The sequence below is a fragment of the Lentzea sp. NPDC006480 genome, from assembly GCF_040611995.1.
Taxonomy (GTDB): domain Bacteria; phylum Actinomycetota; class Actinomycetes; order Mycobacteriales; family Pseudonocardiaceae; genus Lentzea.
The window spans coordinates 1-17,584 of record NZ_JBEXPJ010000038.1; the positions used below are offsets into that span (position 1 = coordinate 1).

18 protein-coding genes are annotated in these 17,584 nt (G+C 68.7%); 10 read left to right on the forward strand and 8 right to left on the reverse strand.

Annotated elements, in window-relative coordinates:
- Positions 1 to 107: 107 nt before the first annotated feature.
- Positions 108 to 548, reverse strand: a complete 441-nt coding sequence (locus tag ABZX92_RS17380) for an Lrp/AsnC family transcriptional regulator (protein WP_355559845.1) — start codon at positions 546 to 548, stop codon at positions 108 to 110.
- Between the two features lie 106 nt (positions 549 to 654).
- Here ABZX92_RS17380 and ABZX92_RS17385 point away from each other — a divergent pair, with 106 nt between their 5' ends.
- Both ABZX92_RS17385 and kynU read left to right on the forward strand, forming a co-directional pair.
- Positions 655 to 1,470 carry a tryptophan 2,3-dioxygenase family protein gene (locus ABZX92_RS17385; RefSeq protein ID WP_355559848.1) on the forward strand — a complete coding sequence of 272 codons (816 nt, stop codon included), beginning with the start codon at positions 655 to 657 and terminating at the stop codon, positions 1,468 to 1,470.
- The gene (gene kynU, locus ABZX92_RS17390; protein WP_355559851.1) at positions 1,467 to 2,567 is read left to right on the forward strand and encodes a kynureninase; all 1,101 of its coding nucleotides are present in this window, start codon (positions 1,467 to 1,469) and stop codon (positions 2,565 to 2,567) included. Before ABZX92_RS17385 ends, kynU begins: the two co-directional genes overlap by 4 nt.
- Here the strand turns inward: kynU and ABZX92_RS17395 are convergent.
- Complete coding sequence (locus tag ABZX92_RS17395; RefSeq protein ID WP_355559854.1) at positions 2,557 to 3,285, reverse strand: oxidoreductase; 729 nt, start codon at positions 3,283 to 3,285, stop codon at positions 2,557 to 2,559. The genes kynU and ABZX92_RS17395 overlap by 11 nt on opposite strands.
- 259 nt (positions 3,286 to 3,544) lie before the next feature.
- Between ABZX92_RS17395 and acs the strand changes: the two genes are divergently transcribed.
- The 4 genes from acs to ABZX92_RS17415 all read left to right on the forward strand — a co-directional run bounded on the left by acs (position 3,545) and on the right by ABZX92_RS17415 (position 8,172).
- Positions 3,545 to 5,527: an acetate--CoA ligase gene (acs, locus tag ABZX92_RS17400; protein ID WP_355559857.1), complete on the forward strand. Its 1,983-nt coding sequence runs from the start codon at positions 3,545 to 3,547 to the stop codon at positions 5,525 to 5,527.
- A 127-nt stretch (positions 5,528 to 5,654) separates the two neighbouring features.
- Entirely contained in the window at positions 5,655 to 6,821 is a 1,167-nt protein-coding gene (gene nhaA / locus ABZX92_RS17405; RefSeq protein WP_355559860.1) for a Na+/H+ antiporter NhaA, read from the forward strand.
- Positions 6,818 to 7,258, forward strand: a complete 441-nt coding sequence (locus ABZX92_RS17410; protein ID WP_355559861.1) for a phage holin family protein — start codon at positions 6,818 to 6,820, stop codon at positions 7,256 to 7,258. Before nhaA ends, ABZX92_RS17410 begins: the two co-directional genes overlap by 4 nt.
- Entirely contained in the window at positions 7,255 to 8,172 is a 918-nt protein-coding gene (locus ABZX92_RS17415) for an alpha/beta hydrolase (RefSeq protein ID WP_355560009.1), read from the forward strand. Before ABZX92_RS17410 ends, ABZX92_RS17415 begins: the two co-directional genes overlap by 4 nt.
- Here the strand turns inward: ABZX92_RS17415 and ABZX92_RS17420 are convergent.
- Positions 8,144 to 9,634, reverse strand: a complete 1,491-nt coding sequence (locus ABZX92_RS17420; RefSeq protein ID WP_355559864.1) for an FAD-dependent oxidoreductase — start codon at positions 9,632 to 9,634, stop codon at positions 8,144 to 8,146. The genes ABZX92_RS17415 and ABZX92_RS17420 overlap by 29 nt on opposite strands.
- A 67-nt stretch (positions 9,635 to 9,701) precedes the next feature.
- Here ABZX92_RS17420 and ABZX92_RS17425 point away from each other — a divergent pair, with 67 nt between their 5' ends.
- Positions 9,702 to 10,412: a TetR/AcrR family transcriptional regulator gene (locus ABZX92_RS17425; RefSeq protein ID WP_355559867.1), complete on the forward strand. Its 711-nt coding sequence runs from the start codon at positions 9,702 to 9,704 to the stop codon at positions 10,410 to 10,412.
- Here the strand turns inward: ABZX92_RS17425 and ABZX92_RS17430 are convergent.
- Genes ABZX92_RS17430 through nth form a run of 4 tightly spaced genes read right to left on the reverse strand, consistent with a single transcriptional unit; the run spans position 10,390 to position 13,516 of the window.
- Positions 10,390 to 11,577 (reverse strand): MarP family serine protease, encoded by a 1,188-nt coding sequence (locus tag ABZX92_RS17430; protein ID WP_355559870.1) that lies wholly within the window; start codon positions 11,575 to 11,577, stop codon positions 10,390 to 10,392. The two genes, ABZX92_RS17425 and ABZX92_RS17430, sit on opposite strands and share 23 nt — an antisense overlap.
- A gap of 15 nt (positions 11,578 to 11,592) precedes the next feature.
- Complete coding sequence (locus ABZX92_RS17435; RefSeq protein ID WP_355559873.1) at positions 11,593 to 12,252, reverse strand: CoA pyrophosphatase; 660 nt, start codon at positions 12,250 to 12,252, stop codon at positions 11,593 to 11,595.
- Positions 12,249 to 12,812: a TlpA disulfide reductase family protein gene (locus ABZX92_RS17440; RefSeq protein ID WP_355559876.1), complete on the reverse strand. Its 564-nt coding sequence runs from the start codon at positions 12,810 to 12,812 to the stop codon at positions 12,249 to 12,251. The genes ABZX92_RS17435 and ABZX92_RS17440 overlap by 4 nt, the downstream gene beginning before the upstream one ends.
- Positions 12,809 to 13,516, reverse strand: a complete 708-nt coding sequence (gene nth / locus ABZX92_RS17445; protein ID WP_355560011.1) for an endonuclease III — start codon at positions 13,514 to 13,516, stop codon at positions 12,809 to 12,811. The genes ABZX92_RS17440 and nth overlap by 4 nt, the downstream gene beginning before the upstream one ends.
- 136 nt (positions 13,517 to 13,652) lie before the next feature.
- Here nth and ABZX92_RS17450 point away from each other — a divergent pair, with 136 nt between their 5' ends.
- The 3 genes from ABZX92_RS17450 to ABZX92_RS17460 all read left to right on the forward strand — a co-directional run bounded on the left by ABZX92_RS17450 (position 13,653) and on the right by ABZX92_RS17460 (position 16,357).
- Complete coding sequence (locus ABZX92_RS17450; RefSeq protein ID WP_355559879.1) at positions 13,653 to 13,892, forward strand: hypothetical protein; 240 nt, start codon at positions 13,653 to 13,655, stop codon at positions 13,890 to 13,892.
- A gap of 207 nt (positions 13,893 to 14,099) precedes the next feature.
- Positions 14,100 to 14,774 carry a Crp/Fnr family transcriptional regulator gene (locus ABZX92_RS17455; protein WP_030469453.1) on the forward strand — a complete coding sequence of 225 codons (675 nt, stop codon included), beginning with the start codon at positions 14,100 to 14,102 and terminating at the stop codon, positions 14,772 to 14,774.
- Positions 14,775 to 15,103: 329 nt separating this feature from the next.
- Entirely contained in the window at positions 15,104 to 16,357 is a 1,254-nt protein-coding gene (locus tag ABZX92_RS17460) for an MFS transporter (protein ID WP_355559882.1), read from the forward strand.
- Between the two features lie 95 nt (positions 16,358 to 16,452).
- On the opposite strand, the gene dnaN is transcribed toward ABZX92_RS17460, so the two are convergent.
- Complete coding sequence (gene dnaN, locus ABZX92_RS17465; RefSeq protein WP_355559884.1) at positions 16,453 to 17,544, reverse strand: DNA polymerase III subunit beta; 1,092 nt, start codon at positions 17,542 to 17,544, stop codon at positions 16,453 to 16,455.
- Between the last annotated feature and the right edge of the window lie 40 nt (positions 17,545 to 17,584).

The window sequence follows — 17,584 nt, forward strand, 5'->3', positions numbered from 1 at the left end:
CGGGGTAACCCTTTCGTGTTTGTGAGGTTCACGCGGGGGCCCCGCGTCCTCCAGAAGGGAACGCGGGGCCCCCGCGTGACTTTCAACGTTGGGCCGAACGGGTGGGGCTAGCCCGGGAGGACTGGGCGCCAGGGGATGGGGGTGGAGAGCACCATCGCGCTCGACGTCTCCCCGTGGCTGGCGAGCCGGACGAGCAGCCGTTCCAGCTCCAGGATCGACGTGGTGACGACCTTCACCACCGAGCAGATGTCCCCGGTCAGCCGCACCACCTCGACGACCTCGGGAAGATCGTCGAGCAGTTCGGGGTGGACCGTGATGCACCGCGGGCCGTAGCACTTCATGCGCACCAACGCGACGACCGGACGTCCGACGACGGTGGGGTCGACCACGGCGCGATAACCAGTGATCGCACCCATGTTCTCCAGCCTGCGGACCCGTTGGGCGACCGTCGGCGGTGAGACGTGCACTCGGCGGGCGAGCTCGTTGTACGACAGGCGCGCGTCCTCTTGGAGCGCCTCCAACAGGGCCTTGTCGACGTCGTCCAGCATGAACGCAAAGCTACTCCGCGTTCTGATTTGCGTTTGAAAGAAGTTCGAGCCGAACGCCTTTCATCGTCCATTCAGGCGACGAGGCCCAGGCAGGACGATTGAAGGCATGAGCTGCCCCGTGTCCCCCAAGCTGGATTTCGGCGGCACCACGCCGTACGAGGACTACGTGCACGCGTCGGTGTTGCACACCCTTCAACAGCAGTGGTCCAAAGATCCCCGCGAGATGTCGTTCCTGGTCATCACGCAGGTCATGGAGCTGTACTTCGGCCTGCTCTGCTTCGAGTGGCGGCAGGCCCAGACCGAGCTCCGCGCCGACGACCTGAAAGCCGCCGTGCGAACACTGCGCAGGTCCGATCTGCACCTGCAGGCCTTGTCGGCGGCGTGGCGGCCGATCGCGCGCATGACGCCCACCGAGTTCAACTCGTTCCGCGACGCGCTGGGCGAGGGTTCCGGCTTCCAGTCGGGCATGTACCGCGAGATGGAGTTCCTGCTCGGAGAGAAGTCCGCGTCGATGCTCGTGCCGCACCGGGCTGTGCCGGCGATGCACGCACAGCTGGAGGAGTCGCTGGGCAAGCCCTCGCTGTACGACGACGTGCTCGCGGCGTTGAAGCGCCACGGATTCGACATTCCGGCCGAGGTGCTCGACCGCGACCTGACCAAGGCCTACGAACCGTCGGCCGAGGTCGAGCAGGTGTGGGCGGAGATCTACCGCGGCGACGACCGCGACCTGCTCGAACTGGGTGAGGCGCTGACCGACATCGCCGAGGAGTTCGCGCGCTGGCGCTACGACCACCTGCTCGCGACCCGCCGTTCGATGGGCGCGAAGGTCGGCACAGGCGGCTCGGCTGGTGTTGCCTGGTTGGAGAAGCGCACCCAACGAGCGGTGTTCCCGGAGCTGTGGACCGCGAGGAGCTACGTGTGAAGCGGGAGCTGTTCGATCTTCCGGAAGGTGTCATCTACCTCGACGGCAACTCGCTCGGCGCACCGCCGAAGCACGTGGCCGAACGCATGCAGGAAGTCGTCAGGCACCAGTGGGGCACCCGGCTGATCAGGTCGTGGTCCGAGGGCTGGTGGGAGGCACCGCAACGGATCGGCGACCGGATCGGCCGGCTCGTCGGAGCGGCCGAAGGCCAGGTCGTCGTCGGCGACTCCACGTCGGTCAACGTCTTCAAGGCGTTGATGGGGGCCGTGAAAGGCACCAGCCGCACGGAGATCGTGTGCGACGAGTCGACGTTCCCGACCGACGGTTACATCGCGCAGTCCGCGGCCTCGTTGAGAGGGCTGAAGATCCGGGCCGCACATCCGTCCTCTTTGGACCTCACCGAGGACACCGCCGTGGTGCTGCTCAACCACGTCGACTACCGCACCGGCGCGCTGAACGACATGAAGGCACTGACGGAGCAGGCGCATGCTGTTGGCGCGCAAGTGGTCTGGGACCTCTGCCACAGCGCGGGCGTGCTGCCGATCGAACTGGACGCGCTGAACGTCGACTACGCGATCGGCTGCACCTACAAGTTCCTCAACGGCGGACCGGGCTCACCCGCGTTCATCTACGTGCCAAAACACAAGCAGGCCGCGTTCGAGAACCCGCTCTCAGGCTGGAACGGCCACCGCGCGCCGTTCGCGATGGAAGCGAGCTACGAACCCGATCCCGGCATCGTGCGGGCGCGGGTCGGCACGCCGGACATCCTGTCGATGCTGGCACTCGACGCGGCGCTGGACGTGTGGGACGACGTCGACCTAGCCGAACTCCGGGAGCGCGGCCTCAAGCTGACCGCGTTGTTCCGCGAGCACGTCGAGAAGCTGACCGGTCTGGAAGTGATCACTCCCGAGGGCCGCGGCAACCAGATCTCGGTGCGCTGCCCGGACGCGAACGAGGTCATGGACGAGCTGATCGCGCGCGGAGTGATCGGCGACCACCGGCCGCCGGACATCCTCCGCTTCGGGTTCGCGCCGCTCTACGTGACCGACGAGGACGCGATCAGGGCCGCCGAAGTTCTGGCTGAAGTCACCCGGTGAGTGCGGCGTCCGCGATGCTCTTGGCCTCGCGGGCGCCCGCTTCCAATGCCGAGCAGACGAACAGGATCCACTGCCCCAGGCCTTCGAGCGAGCCGGACGCGAACGCCACCGAGGCGGCCTCGTACTCGGCGGACCTCCTCAGACAAGCCACTTCCGGCACGCCCAGGCCCTTGGGGTCGAGGCCGCTGGAGATCGACGTCATCCGAGCCGCGGCACGGGCGATCACCCCGTTGGCGACGTCGAAGGGCGCGAGCCCGAGCAGTTCGCCGTGCACCACCGCCACGAGGACGGGCGCCGGCACCGACGTTCCACCGGTGACGAGTGACGCGAGCAGGTCGAGCCGCGCCGAGACATCCGCGGACACCCGCGGACGACCGACGTCGGCGGACATGTCCGCCGCGGCCAGGACGTGCAACCGCGCGAGGGCCTGCAACGGCGCGCGCTGCCACGTGCCGACGAGTCCGCCCAGCGCCTCGGCGATGCGCAAAGACCCCGCCAGCACGGGATCCGAGACCTCACCGGACTCCGGAATCTCGGTCGGCCCACCCTCCAGCGCCGCCGACGCACGGGCCGCGCGGACGGACGCTTCGGCTGCCGTCGTGGCCCAGCCGCGCAGATTCACCCGATGGCGGTGCACCTGGAAGACGGCGTCCTTGGCCGCGTTGGCGGCATCGGCCACACCAGGCAAGGAAAGCAGTGGAGCAAGCGGATCGGTCACGGTCGCGCAGAGTACCTGACCAGGTGAAACGCGTGATCCAGCTCACTGACCAGACCGCTGAGCGCGCAACCGCGCCCGTTCAACGCGCTACACGTGCTTCAACCAGACAAAACGGGTTACACAATGACGGTCGTGTAACCAACCTCCCAAGATTGGTCTGAACCTTTCGGGGGAGGAGCCTGTTGGAAGTGAACTGGCTCGCACTACGGTCAGTACCCGCATCCCCAACCGGTCTGGATTTTCCAGGAGGTCTCGCACCATGACCCAGTCGCCAGGCCAGGGCCAAGCCCTGGACAACCTGCTCACGGAGAGCAGGACGTTCCCGCCTTCCGACGAGTTCGCGGCGCAGGCGAACGCACAGCCCGCGCTGTACGAGGAGGCGAAGGCCGACCGCGAGGCGTTCTGGGCGAAGCAGGCGGAACGGCTGCACTGGGACACCAAGTGGACGCAGGTGCTCGACTGGTCGGACGCGCCGTTCGCGAAGTGGTTCGTCGGCGGCAAGCTCAACGTCGCCTACAACTGCGTCGACCGGCACGTCGAGTCCGGCCACGGCGACCAGGTCGCGATCCACTGGGAGGGCGAGCCCGGTGACTCCCGCGCCATCACCTACGCCGAGCTGCAGCGCGAGGTCTCGAAGGCCGCGAACGCGCTGAAGTCGCTGGGCATCGGCGCAGAGGACCGCGTCGCGATCTACATGCCGATGGTCCCCGAGGCGATCTTCTCGATGCTCGCCTGCGCCCGTCTCGGCGCGATGCACAGCGTCGTGTTCGGCGGCTTCTCCGCCGAGGCGCTGCGCACCCGCATCGAGGACTCCGAGTGCAAGCTCGTGATCACCACCGACGGCCAGTTCCGCCGCGGCAACCCGTTCCCGCTCAAGCCGGCCGTCGACGAGGCCGTCGCCGCCGCGCCGTCCGTGGAGAACGTGCTCGTCGTGCGGCGCACCGGTTCCGAGGTCGCGTGGACCGACAAGGACGTGTGGTGGCACGAGCTGGTGGACGCGCAGTCCGACCAGCACACCCCCGAGGCGTTCGACTCGGAGCACCCGCTCTTCATCCTCTACACCTCGGGCACCACGGGTAAGCCGAAGGGCATCCTGCACACGTCCGGCGGCTACCTCACGCAGGCGTCGTACACGCAGCACTACGTGTTCGACCTCAAGCCGGACACCGACGTGTACTGGTGCACCGCGGACATCGGCTGGGTCACCGGCCACAGCTACATCGTCTACGGCCCGCTGTCGAACCGCGTGACGCAGGTCGTCTACGAAGGCACGCCGAACACCCCGCACGAGGGCCGCCACTGGGAGATCGTGCAGAAGTACGGCGTCTCGATCTACTACACGGCGCCGACGCTGATCCGCACCTTCATGAAGTGGGGCGCGGACATCCCGGCGAAGTACGACCTCAGCTCGTTGCGCGTGCTGGGTTCGGTCGGCGAGCCGATCAACCCCGAGGCGTGGATCTGGTACCGCGAGAACGTGGGCGGCGGCAAGGCTCCCATCGTCGACACGTGGTGGCAGACCGAGACCGGCGCGATCATGATCTCGCCGCTGCCCGGTGTCATCTCGACCAAGCCCGGTTCGGCACAGCGCCCGCTGCCCGGCATCGGTGCGAAGGTCGTCAACGACGAGGGCGTCGAGGTTCCGGCCGGCGGTGGCGGTTACCTGGTGCTGGACGAGCCGTGGCCGTCGATGCTGCGCGGTATCTGGGGCGACGAGGAGCGCTACCGCGACACGTACTGGTCGCGCTTCGGCGAGCAGGGCTTCTACTTCGCGGGCGACGGCGCCAAGTACGACGACGACGGCGACATCTGGCTGCTCGGCCGCGTCGACGACGTGATGAACGTGTCCGGTCACCGCATCTCCACCACCGAGGTCGAGTCCGCGCTGGTCTCGCACCCGACCGTGGCCGAGGCGGCCGTCGTGGGCGCGTCCGACGCGACCACCGGCCAGGGCATCGTGGCGTTCGTGATCCTGCGCGGTGGCGCGGGTGCGGACGCCGGCGGCGCGGACGCGATCAAGGCGCTGCGCGACCACGTGGCCAAGGAGATCGGCCCGATCGCGAAGCCGCGGCAGATCATGGTCGTGCCGGAGCTGCCGAAGACCCGCTCGGGCAAGATCATGCGCCGCCTGCTGCGCGACGTGGCCGAGAACCGGGCCGTCGGTGACGTGACGACGCTGGCCGACTCGTCGGTCATGGACCTGATCTCGGCGGGTCTGCAGTCGGGCAAGTCCGAAGACTGATCTCGCGCGAAACGTGACGGGCGTCCTCCGTGGAGGGCGCCCGTTCGCGTTAAGGTTGCGTCAGGGTGAGCCGGGAAGTCTGGTCGGCACGAGGATTTGCCGTACCTGCTGACCACCTGGGAGCCCCATGTCGCGCAAGAAGGCCGTAGTCGCCGAGTTCGCCCGCTACCTCCGCACGGAAACCGTCGGTGGCATGGTGCTGCTCGGAGCCACGGCCATAGCGCTGATCTGGGCCAATTCACCGCTGTCCCCCGCCTACTTCGGGCTGCGGGACCTGCCCGTCGGACCACTGTCCATTGGGGACTGGGCGAAGGACGGGTTGCTGGCGGTCTTCTTCTTCGTGGCCGGGCTTGAGCTGAAACGCGAGCTCGTCGTCGGGGAGTTGTCGAACGTCAAGGCCGCAACCTTGCCGGTGGTGGCTGCGATCGGCGGGATGATCGTGCCCGCGCTGATCGCGTTGTCGATCGGGTGGGGGCAGCCGGGGATCGAGAAGGCGTGGGCGATTCCGGTGGCGACGGACATCGCGTTCGCGCTCGGCGTGCTGGCGATCACCGCGTCCGGGTTGCCGTCGAGTCTGCGGGTGTTCCTGTTGTCGCTGGCCGTGGTGGACGACCTGGGCGCGATCGTGGTGATCGCGATCCTGTTCACGGCGAAGTTCAACCTGCTCGCGGCCGGAGCGGTCGTGCTGCTGCTGGCCCTGTACGCCTTCCTGCAGCACAAGAGGATCACCTCGCCGTTGCTGTACGTGCCGATCGCGCTCGCCACCTGGTGGTTCATGCACGAGTCGGGCATCCACGCGACGATCGCCGGGGTGGCACTGGCGTTGCTGACGCGGGTGAAGCGCGACCCCTACGAGCAGGAGGCGCCGGCGGTCCGGCTCGAACACCGGCTGCAGCCGTGGTCATCCGGTGTGGCGGTGCCGGTGTTCGCGCTGTTCGCGGCCGGGATTCCGGTGGGCGCGGAGGCGTTCGGGAAGCTGTTCTCCGACAAGATCGCGATCGGCGTGATGGTGGGGCTGGTCGTCGGCAAGGTCATCGGGATCGTGGGGGCGTCGGCACTGGCGGTGTGGTTCAAGGCGGCGGTCTGGCCGGCCGGCGCGGGGCCGCGGGACATCGTCGCGGTGGCCACGCTGGGCGGGGTCGGGTTCACGGTCAGCCTGTTGATCGCCGAGCTGTCCCTCGGCCAGGCGGAGACCGCGAAGGCCGCCGTGCTGCTCGCGTCGATGATCGCGTCACTGCTCGCCGCGGTGTTGCTCATTCGCCGCAGCCGGGCTCATGGCACCATGTCCGGGTGACCACCAGGGAGCACATCGCGTCGATTCCGCTGACCGCAGACGACCCGGCGGCCGAGGCCTCGATCGGCGGCCTCGTCCGTGACGCGACCGCGCACATGTCGACGTTGGTCAGAGCAGAGGTCGAGCTCGCCAAGGGTGAGCTGGTCAAGGAGCTCAAGAAGGGCGCCTTCGGCAGCGCGTACCTGATCGCCGCGCTCACGGTGCTCTGCTTCAGCCTGTTCTTCCTGTTCATGGCGCTCGGCTTCGGCTTCTCCGAGTGGTGGGGCTGGCCGCTGTGGGCGGGCTTCGGGCTCGTGTTCGTCGTGATGCTCGTGGCCACCGTGCTGCTGGTCCTGCTCGGCGTGCGCAAGCTGAAGAAGATCAGGGCGCCGGAGAAGTCGATCGCGGAGGCGAAGGAAACGATCGCCGCGCTGACGAGCCGGGGCGACGACAACTGAGCCGCAAACCCGACCCGTCCGTGGTGCGGGTCGCGGGTCCGTGGACGCACCGCGACGTCTCGGCCAACGGCATCCGCCTGCACGTCGCCGAACTCGGCGAGGGACCTCTCGTGCTGCTCCTGCACGGGTTCCCCGAGTTCTGGTGGTCGTGGCGGCACCAGCTGACGACACTCGCCGAGGCCGGCTACCGCGCGGTGGCCGTCGACCTGCGCGGGTACGGCGACTCGGACAAACCTCCGCGCGGCTACGACGGCTTCACGCTCGCCGGTGACATCGCGGGCCTGATCAAGGCGCTCGGCGCCCAGCGCGCCCACCTGGTGGGTCACGCGTGGGGCGGCGCCACGGCCTGGACGGTCGGGGCGATCCACCCGCGCCTGGTCTCGTCGATCTCGGTGCTGGCCGCTCCGCATCCGCTGGCGATGCGCCGGGCGTTCCGCAGACATCCCCGGATCAACTCGCACGTGCTGCGCTTCCAGCTGCCGATCTACCCGGAACGCTGGCTGACCGGCGAGAACGGCCTGCAGGTCGCCCGGCTGCTGTCGGCGTGGTCCGGGCCGAAGTGGCGGTCAGCGCCCGAGTTCGACGAGGTCATCCGCCGCTGCCGGCAGGCGATGACGATTCCCGGCGTCGCCCACAGCGCGATGGAGTACTTCCGCTGGGCGGTGCGCTCGCAGATCCGCAGCGACGGCCGCCGGTTCATCGAGGCGGTCGACAAGCCGATGCAGGTGCCGGTGCTGCAGATCCACGGCGCACTCGACCCGATCACGCTGGAGTCCTCCGCCCGTGAGTCGCGCCCGTGGCTCGGCCCGGGTTCGGAGTTCCGGTGCCTGCCCGAGGTGGGGCACTTCCCGAACCAGGAAGCGCCGCACACCACGAGCAGACTGATCACCGAGTTCCTGCAGAAGACTTCCTGAACGCCTTGGCGAGCGCGTCAGTCGGGTCGTCCGGCAGGTCGACCGAACGCCAGGCGATGTAGCCGTCGGGCCGCACGAGCGAGGCGCCCTTCTCTGACAGCCCGAACACGTCCAGCTGCTCGATCCGCTCGTACGTCACGCCCGCCCGTTGTGCCGCCTCCTCCCACTGCGGGTGGTCGGCGACCAGCACCCAGCCGCGCTGGAACAGGTCCAAAGTGGACTTGCCCGGCTCGATCCACGCGTGCGGGGCGCGCGTGCCCGGCTGGCCGTTCCACTGCTCGGGGAGCTGCGCGGGCGGCAGTTCCGGGCCTGCGCCGAGCACCGCGTCCGAGCGGTAGAGCTGGCCGTAGTGCATCGCGTTGTTGTCGATCAACGGAGCGTCTTCTGGCGTGCGGTCCCGGTTGTGGCCGTCGTTGCGCGCGAAGATCTGCTGGTGGCACAGCGACGCGACCGGGCGCCGTTCGGCGTCGTAGGTGTCCAGCAAGGACGGACGTGACTCGCCTTTCAGCACGGCGGCGAGCTTCCAGGCGAGGTTGTGCGCGTCCTCGATGCCGACGTTCGCCCCGAACCCGCCACGGCTCGGCGGCAGGGTGTGCGCCGCGTCGCCGGCCAGGAAGATCCGTCCTGAGGAGAACCTGTCCGCCACACCGGCCGAGATCGTCCAGCGGCCGGTGGTGATGATCTCGACGTCGAGGTCGTCGCGGCCGATGGCCTGGAAGATCTTCTCCCGCAGCTCGGTTTCCTCGTACTCGCGGTCCTCGAGCATCAGGACCCAGCGGCCGTCGCCGTAGGTGGTCAGGAAGCCGACACCGTCCACGACGAACTGGCCGATCCCGTCCTTCAGGTACTCCTCCAGCGGCGCGCGGAACAGCACGCTGCGCGAGGTGTGCATGTAGCCACGTCCGGTCCGGGTGATCCCGAGCGCTTCACGGATCGGACTGCGGTGACCGTCGGCCGCGACGAGGTAGTCCGCCCGGATCTCGTACGGCTCACCGTCGCCCTGCACGATGGCCGTGACGCCGTCGTCGTCCTGGGAGAACTCCAGCATCCGGGTGCTCATCCGGATGTCCGCGCCGAGCCTGCGAGCCTCGTCCCGCAGGAGCGGCTCCATCCTGTCCTGCGCCACCCCCACGCCCTTGCAGGGCGAGTACTCGATGTTCGAAAGCTGTGCCGGGGGCGACCAGAAGGTCTCCTCGAACCGCTCCCCGACCAGGCTCGACACCCGAACCCGCCGGATGCCGAAGCCCTTCCCCACCCGGCTCGGCGGCAGCTTCTCGTCCAGGCCCACCGCGCGCAGCAACTCCCCCACCCGAGCGTTGAAGCCGACCGCCCTCGGGTGCGGTGAGCTGCCCGGATGCTTCTCCACCAGCGTCACGTCCACCCCGCGCCACGCCAGGAACAACGCGGCCGACGTTCCCGCCAGGCCTCCCCCGACAACCAGCACCGAAGTCTTCACGGTCATTCCCCTCTCGATACGCTGTATCGCTCAATACACTGTATCGCGGTGAGACGCTGTATTGTCCAGCCCGATGCCGAACGAACTCGTGTGGGACCGCCCAGAGCCGCCCAGCAAGCCGTCGCCGACCCCGTTGAGCAGGGATCTGATCGTGAGCGCCGCGATCAGGCTCGCCGACGAGGGCGGGCTCGACGAGGTGTCTCTGCGCAAGGTGGCCGCCGCGTTGAACGCCGGCCCCATGCGTCTCTACGGCTACATCGAGACCAAGGACGAGCTGCTCGACCTGATGGTCGACGAGGTCTACGGCGAGATCGAGCTACCCGCACCCGGCACCGGCTGGCGCGAGGGGTTGACGCAGATCGCCGTCGGCATCCGCGCGGCGGCGAAGCGGCACGAGTGGTTCGTCGACCTGGTCGGGGGCCGCCCGCGGCGGGGTCCGAACTCACTGCGGCACATGGAGGCGTCACTCGCCACGCTCGCCGGCAGACCGGAGTTCCCGACCATCGACCACGTCCTGGGCGCGGTCGGCACGGTGATGGCGTTCGTCCACGGCGCGGTCCGCGGCGAGGTCGCCGAGGCGCGCGCCGAGCGGTCCAGCGGCATGACCGAGGAGCAGTGGCAGCGGGCGTCCGGTCCGTACATCGAGCGGATGCTGGCGACCGGCGAGTTCCCGACGCTCGCCAAGGTCGTGTACGACGCCGAGCACACCGACTCGGCGGCCGTGTTCGACATCGGCCTGAGCTACGTGCTCGACGGCATCGCTACGAGGCACACCCCTGCGTAGACGCGCGGCGGGTCAGCGTCGGCGCCTTCTGCACCATCGACTGCACCTGCTGTGCTGTGAGCACGAAGCCGGTCTCCGGGTCGTCGACCGCCGCACCGAACACCACGCCCATCACCCGGCCCTGCGTGTCCACCAGCGGACCACCGGAGTTGCCGGAGCGGACCTCGGCGCGAACCGTGTAGACGTCGCGGGTGACCGTCTGGGCGTCGTAGATGTCCGGGCCGCGCAGCAGCGGGATCCGCTCCCGGATGCGCGCCGGCGAGGCCTTGAACGGGCCGTCCAGCGGGTAGCCGAGCACGATGCCGCTCTCGCCGGGCTGCACCTCGTCGGAACGGAACTGCAGCGGCGTGGCCTCCAGATCCGGCACTGCGAGCACCGCGATGTCCGTGCGCGGGTCGTAGGAGACGACCGTCGCGTCGAACTGGCCGCGGCCGACCTCGACCGTCACCTCGTTGGTGCCCGCGACGACGTGCGCGTTCGTCATGACGCGTTCCGGCGCGATCACGAAGCCGGTGCCCTCCAGGGCACGTGAGCACGACGGCGCCCGGCCGCGGATCTTCAACACGGACGACTGCAGCCGCTTCGGCACCGGGGAGTTCGCGAGCTGGTTGTCGGGCGGCTCGACCTCTTTGAGCGGCGTGCGGTTGAACGGGTCCATCGCCGCCGGGAAACCCGAGACGTCGAAGAGCTTCTGCAGGTCGCCGGACAGCACGCGGGCGGCCTGCGGCATGGTCTGGTCGACCTTGCCGAGGATCACCGACTGCTTGAGCGACGACGTGAGGTCCGGCAGGCCGACGACCGAGGTCAGCGGGAGCGCGATCATCCAGGCCACGATGAAGACGACCAGACCCTGCACGATGGCGCCCAGCGCGTTGTCCGCGCCGCGCAACGGCGACGCGTTGACCCTGGCCTTGATCGTCCGCCCGATGTAGACGCCGATCGTCTCGCCCAGCGCCACGAGCAGCACCACGATGCCGACCGCGAACACGACCTTGGTGACGACGTTCTCGAACTGGGACACCAGCAGCGGCGCGATCTGCGTGCCGAGGATGAGGCCGACGAGCACACCGACGAACGCGGGCAGCGCGACGACCATGCCTTGCCTGGCCCCGGACACCGCGGCGATCGCGGCAAGGCCGAGCACGAGCAGGTCAACCCAGTTCAACCCAGAACCTCCGCCTCACTGTGTAGCGCGCAACGCTAGTTCAAGGTCACGCACATCGGTCGCATCCCACGGCTGTTCCCAGCCGCCGAGTGCGATCAGGCCGTTGATCAACCCCGCGGTGAAACCCCACACCAGCATGCCCGGCGCGGAGAAGGCCGCTCCGACGTAACCCGCAGGGTGACGCACCCGGAACCGGTTCGCAGGATCGGCGAGGTGCGCGATCGGCACCCGCGCGACGGCAGCGGTCTCCGCCGGGTCGACAGGTGCGACCGGGCTCGGCTGTTCCCAGTAGGCGAGCACGGGTGTGACCACGAACCCGGACACCGGCACGTACAGCTCCGGCAACAGGGCGAGCGGTCTCACTCCTGCCGCAAGTACACCTGTCTCCTCGTAAGCCTCGCGTAATGCGGTGCCGACGGGGCCGCCGTCGTCCGGATCGGACGCCCCGCCGGGGAACGCGACCTGGCCCGGATGCGAGCCCAGCGTGTCCGAACGGCGCAGCAGCAACACGTCCGGCCCGTGGTTCTCGTCCTCGCCGAACAGCATCAGCACGGACGCCTCGCGCACACCTTCCGACGGCGCCCGCGGGACCCGCATGAACGTGCTCGCGTCGATGTCCTCGGTGGCCTTGGCCAGGCGCTGCATCCAGTCGGGTGGCTCTGCTGCCTCCGTCATCGAACCGCCTTCTCCACCTGCTCGGGCGCCGTGAACCGCGGTGGATCCGTCACCTGGCGGACCGCACCGTCCGCTGTTACGTAATACGTGGCGGGGAGCGTCATCGGCGCCTTCACCCGCTTGCGCAGCTCGTCCGCCCCGTCGTAGACCGAGGGCAACCGCACGCCGAGCCGCGCGAGCAGCTCCAGGCCGTCGGTTTCCCTGCTCTCCACAAGAACTGGGACGACCGGCACGGCACCTGGTTGCTTCGCATACGTTTCCAGCACGGGCAGCTCCTCCTGGCACGGCTGGCACCAGGTCGCCCAGAAGTTGATCAGCATCGGCCCCTTCAGCGCGAGGGCCGTCCGGGTGCCGTCGCCGAGGCACGTCACGTCGACGCCGCCTTCGGATCCCGGAACACACGCCCGCAGCTGGGCCTGCGCGCGCAACGCGGCAACGTCCTGGGTCGGACGGGTGCTCGTCGGCGGCGGCTCCGGTGACTTGTCACGGGGCCAGAGCGCCACGACACCCGCCACGCCCAGGACGAGCACGAGGACGAGCCAGCGCGTGCGGTTGTTCACCCCACCAGCTTCTCACCGGACCGGACTCGGTCGGCGAGCTCGAGCAGATGCGGCTTCTCGTCGCCCTTCACGAGCTTGGCCGCCTTGATCGGGTCCTCGGGGCCGAGGCCGTACGACGGGCAGTCCTTCATCAGCAGACAGGCCCCGCAAGCAGGGGTTTTGGCGTGGCAGACGCGCCGGCCGTGGAAGATGATCCAGTGCGAGGCCATGGTCCAGTCGCGCTTCTCGATGATCGCGCCGATGGCGTGCTCGACCTTGACCGCGTCCTCTTCCGCAGTCCAGCCCCAGCGGCGGACGAGACGCCCGAAGTGGGTGTCGACTGTGATGCCGGGCACATCGAACGCGTTGCCGAGAACCACGTTGGCCGTCTTGCGTCCTACACCTGGGAGCTTCACCAGCTCCTCGAGAGTGCCGGGAACCACACCGTCGTACTGCTCCACAAGGGCAGCACCGAGACCTAGCAGAGACGTTGCCTTGTTCCGGTAGAAACCGGTCGGGCGGATCATCTCTTCGAGTTCGACCCGGTCGGCGCCGGCGTAGTCGGCGGCCGTCGGGTACTTCGCGAAGAGCGCGGGAGTGACCTCGTTGACCTTCTTGTCGGTGCACTGGGCGGACAGCACCACCGCCACGACCAGTTCGAGCGGCGTGGTGAAGTCCAGCTCGCAGTGCGCGTCGGGGTATCCCTCGGCAAGCACGCGCACCATCCGGCGGGCCCTGCGGGTCAGACCGACTTTGGTTTCCGGCTTCTTGGTAGCGGGCACTGATTCAGCGTAGTCAACACGCCGACACGACCCCCTAGACGCGTACTCGAATCCCTCATGCGCCACACTGCGGAGCATCATGACTGCCTGGTTTGTGATCGTCGTCCCGATCGTGATCATGTTCTTCGCGCTCTTCATGGAGCGCGTCGAAGCGAAGCTCCGGCACGTCGCCGTGCAGGAGAACGAGGTCGAGGAGTTCCTGGAGTCCGCCAGGCCTGATGAGGTCAAGGCGCTCTACGGCCACGGCATCGGTCGCGCCCTGGAACTGTTCCGCCTGCGTCGTCGCGGCCGCGGTGGTGCGCGCAAGCGCGTCCGCTAGTGGCCCCTGTGCTGGCAGCCACCCGAATGGCGTAAACTGGTTCGTTGGGCTCTGGATCGAGTCAGTCGGGTTGTTCCTAGTAAGACGGCGAGCCGGTCGGCGATCCACAACACAGCCCTTAGACTGCAACGCAGTGATCGGCGGCACGGCGCTGACTCCACCAAAGATGGTGGTAGGCGTGCCGTCGCGTCGATTAGGAGGGACGAGGTGGACGAGACCCTGGCGCGAGCGGGCATCTTCCAGGGGGTTGACCCGGCAGCCGCAGAGGCGCTGGCGCAGACCCTGGAGACGGTGGAGTTCCCGCGTGGCCACGTGATCTTCGCGGAGGGTGAGCCGGGCGATCGCCTGTACATCATCCAGTCCGGCAAGGTGAAGATCGGCCGCAAGTCGCCGGACGGCCGCGAGAACCTGTTGGGGATCTTCGGACCTTCCGACATGTTCGGCGAACTGTCCATTTTCGATCCCGGCCCCCGCACGTCGACTGCGACGACGGTGACCGAGGTGCGCGCGGTGTCCATGGACCGCCCCGCGCTCCGGCAGTGGATCACGAACCGGCCGGAGATCGCCGAGCAGCTTCTCCGGGCGCTGGCCCGCAGGCTGCGCCGGACGAACTCGATGCTGGCCGACCTGATCTTCACGGACGTGCCCGGCCGCGTCGCCAAGGCGTTGTTGCAGCTCGCGCAGCGCTTCGGCTCGCAGGAGGCCGGCCTGCTCCGCGTCACGCACGACCTGACGCAGGAGGAGATCGCCCAGTTCGTCGGCGCGTCCCGCGAGACCGTGAACAAGGCTCTGGCCGACTTCGCGCACCGCGGCTGGCTGCGGCTGGAAGGCAAGAGCGTGCTGATCCTGGACCCGGAGCGCCTCGCGCGCCGCGCCCGCTAGATCGTCTTAGCACAAAGGACCGGGCGCCACCCCCGACGTGGCGCACCGGTCCTTTGTGTTGCACGGCCCATCCCCCGACGAACCGTGCCTTCCATCCCTCTGGCGCGCAGGCCCCGACCCTCAAGCCAGAGGTTGGTCTCGGTGGATGAGTCAACTTTCGCACGTCTCCACCCCGACCGCTCAAGCCCTTTCACCCTCAAGGACCTCGGGAGTGGCTGATTCGTTGCATGTTTCACCCGGTCATCCCATTCCCGTGACCCAATCGCAACCATGGTGACCCTGCGCACCCGACCTGGTACCTCCGTACCAGATTTGGCATACTGGTACACATGTCCCACTCCGCCCGTCTCTCCGACTACCGTGCTGCTCTGACGACCCCAGGCATGCGCGGTCCCGTGGTCGCGTCTCTGCTCGCCCGCCTCCCGATCGCGATGGTCGGGCTCTCGCTGCTGCTCTACGTGGAGCGCGCGACGGGTTCGTTCGCGGTCGCCGGCATGGTCTCGGCGGCGGCGCTGGTGGGCGTTGCTCTCGGCTCCGTCGTGCAGGGCCGGCTGATGGACCGCTTCGGCCCGACCCGCCCGTTGATGTTCGTCACGGGCCTGTTCGCTTTGTTCGTCACCGCTTCCGTGATCGCCGTCGAAGCCGGCGCCTCCGTGTTCGTGCTGGTCCCGATGGCCCTCGGGGTCGGAGCCTCTGAGCCGATGGTGGGCTCCGCCTCCCGTGCGCTGTGGGAGCGGATGGTGCCTTCCGGCGCGACGCGGATGGCGGCCTACGCCTACGAGTCGATCAGCATGGAGGTCTTCTTCATCCTCGGACCGGGTCTCGCCGGACTGCTGCTGGCGGCGCCGTGGGCGGGCACCGGCGTGGTGGCCGGGGCCGTGATGATGGTCTTCGGTGCGCTGTGGTTCGCGTTCAACCCCGTCGTGCGCGCCTGGGGTCCGGTTGCTCAGGCTCCGCGTCCGCTGCTCGGCGCCTTCGCCTACCCCGGCATGCGGACCGTGGCTTTGGCCGCTCTGGGCTTCGGCGTGACGATCGGTTTCGTCGAGGTGGCCGTACCGGCGTTCGCGAAGGCCTCTGGCCACGCCTCCATGGGCGGCCTGATGCTGTCGCTGTGGTCGATCAGCTCGGTGATCTTCGGCGTGCTCTACGGCATGCGCCCGTGGCCGCGCCCGATGCACCTGCGCCTGCCGGTGCTGCTGGGCGGGTTCGGGCTGCTGTCGCTGCTGCTGGCCATCCCCGCGTCGCTGGTGGGCCTCGGCTTGGCGTTGTTCGTCGTCGGCACGCTGATCACGCCGCAGTCGACCGCGCACTCCGCCGCGATCGAGCAGGTCACGCCCAACGGCATGGCCGCGGAGGCGTTCGGCTGGGTGATCACCTCGGTGACCGTCGGCCTCGCCATCGGCCAGGGCCTGTCCGGTCAGCTGATCGAGCACTTCGGCACGCGCCCGGCGTTCGTCGCCTCGGGTGTGGCCGGTCTGCTGATCGCTTCGGCCGTGTGGCTGCTGCGCGGCACCGTCCGCCGCGGCGTGCCGCGCTCGGAGCCGCTTCCAGCGCGCTCCGAAATGGACCTCGCCGCCCGCTGAGCCTTTTTATTGCACACGCGGCATCCCCGCGCACGCGGGGAAGGGACGCGGGGTCCCCGCGTGCGGTGTGAGCACACGAAAGGGCCCCGCGTGCCTCAAGCGACTGAGCGCATTGGGACTACTAGATAGGTGAGTTCGACGCCGTCTTCGCCCGGTGTCGACGTGAGCACGGTGGACCGCAGGCCGTCCTGGATCTTCAACTCGATCCGGCGGCCTGCGAACGCCTTCAGCGCGTCCGCCAGGTAGCGAGCCTGGAACGTCTTGGTCAGCCGGTCGCCCTCGACGGTGGCTTTGACGAACTCCTCCGACTCGCCGTGCTGCGGGTCGCTGCCCTTGACGCGGAGTTCCGAGTCCTCGACCTGGATGGTCACCGCCTGGTGCGGGCCGCCGTAGGGCGTGGCTCTGCGGACGGCGCGGGCGAGGGCGTCCGCGTCCACGAGCACCGTGCTGTCGATGACTGCCTCCAGGAGTCGGCGCGCCCGGTCGTCCGGGAACGGAGCGGCCAGCAGTGCGGTGGAGATCTCGTTGTGGTCCCAGGTGAGGCCGATGCGGTCGGCGTTCGCGTGCAGGGTGACCCTGCCGGTGGCCTGCCGGGCCGCCTCGATGATCGGCTTCGCTGGTACCAACAGGTCCAGCTGACCTTCTTGTTCCCACGGCAGCGTGGCGTAGGCCATGCGGTAGCGATCAGTGGCCATCACGTGCAGCTTCTGCGCGTCGGACTGGATCCGGATGCCGGTGAAGATCGGCAACGCGTCGTCCTTGGACGCCGCACCCGCCACCGCCGCGATCGCCTTGAGGTGATCGGCGTCGACGGTGCCTTGTCGCGCGGGCAGTTGTGGGATACCGGGGTGGTTGTTCAGGTCGAGCAGCGGAATCGCGAATCTTGAGCTCGGCGTGCGGATCGCCAGCCGCTGGCCTTCCACCTTGAGCCTCACCTGCGGGTCGTCCAGCGCCTGGAGGGTCGCCGCCAGCGGCTTCGCGGGCACGAGCACCTCGCCTTCGGTGTGGACGGTGGCGTTCACGGTCAGGCGGACGCCGTGCTCCTGGTCGCTGCCCGCGATCTCCACGTCCGCGGTTGCCCTGATGCGGAGTCCGGCCAGGACCGGGTCGAGCACGCGGGTGGGCAGCAGCCGCGCCACCTCGGCAGCGGCACCGGCCAACTCGGCTGTCGTGGCGGTGAGGTCCATGGCTGGGACGCTAGCGAGAGGGTCTGACAATTTCGGACGT

Coding starts and splice junctions, on each gene's coding strand:
- acs (WP_355559857.1), top strand. CDS start 3,545: ATGACCCAGTCGCCAGGCCAGGGCCAAGCCCTGGACAACCTGCTCACG.
- nhaA (WP_355559860.1), top strand. CDS start 5,655: ATGTCGCGCAAGAAGGCCGTAGTCGCCGAGTTCGCCCGCTACCTCCGC.
- ABZX92_RS17450 (WP_355559879.1), top strand. CDS start 13,653: ATGACTGCCTGGTTTGTGATCGTCGTCCCGATCGTGATCATGTTCTTC.
- ABZX92_RS17420 (WP_355559864.1), bottom strand. CDS start 9,634: ATGACCGTGAAGACTTCGGTGCTGGTTGTCGGGGGAGGCCTGGCGGGA.
- ABZX92_RS17380 (WP_355559845.1), bottom strand. CDS start 548: ATGCTGGACGACGTCGACAAGGCCCTGTTGGAGGCGCTCCAAGAGGAC.
- ABZX92_RS17460 (WP_355559882.1), top strand. CDS start 15,104: ATGTCCCACTCCGCCCGTCTCTCCGACTACCGTGCTGCTCTGACGACC.
- ABZX92_RS17435 (WP_355559873.1), bottom strand. CDS start 12,252: ATGACGGAGGCAGCAGAGCCACCCGACTGGATGCAGCGCCTGGCCAAG.
- dnaN (WP_355559884.1), bottom strand. CDS start 17,544: ATGGACCTCACCGCCACGACAGCCGAGTTGGCCGGTGCCGCTGCCGAG.
- ABZX92_RS17385 (WP_355559848.1), top strand. CDS start 655: ATGAGCTGCCCCGTGTCCCCCAAGCTGGATTTCGGCGGCACCACGCCG.
- ABZX92_RS17425 (WP_355559867.1), top strand. CDS start 9,702: ATGCCGAACGAACTCGTGTGGGACCGCCCAGAGCCGCCCAGCAAGCCG.
- nth (WP_355560011.1), bottom strand. CDS start 13,516: ATGGTGCGCGTGCTTGCCGAGGGATACCCCGACGCGCACTGCGAGCTG.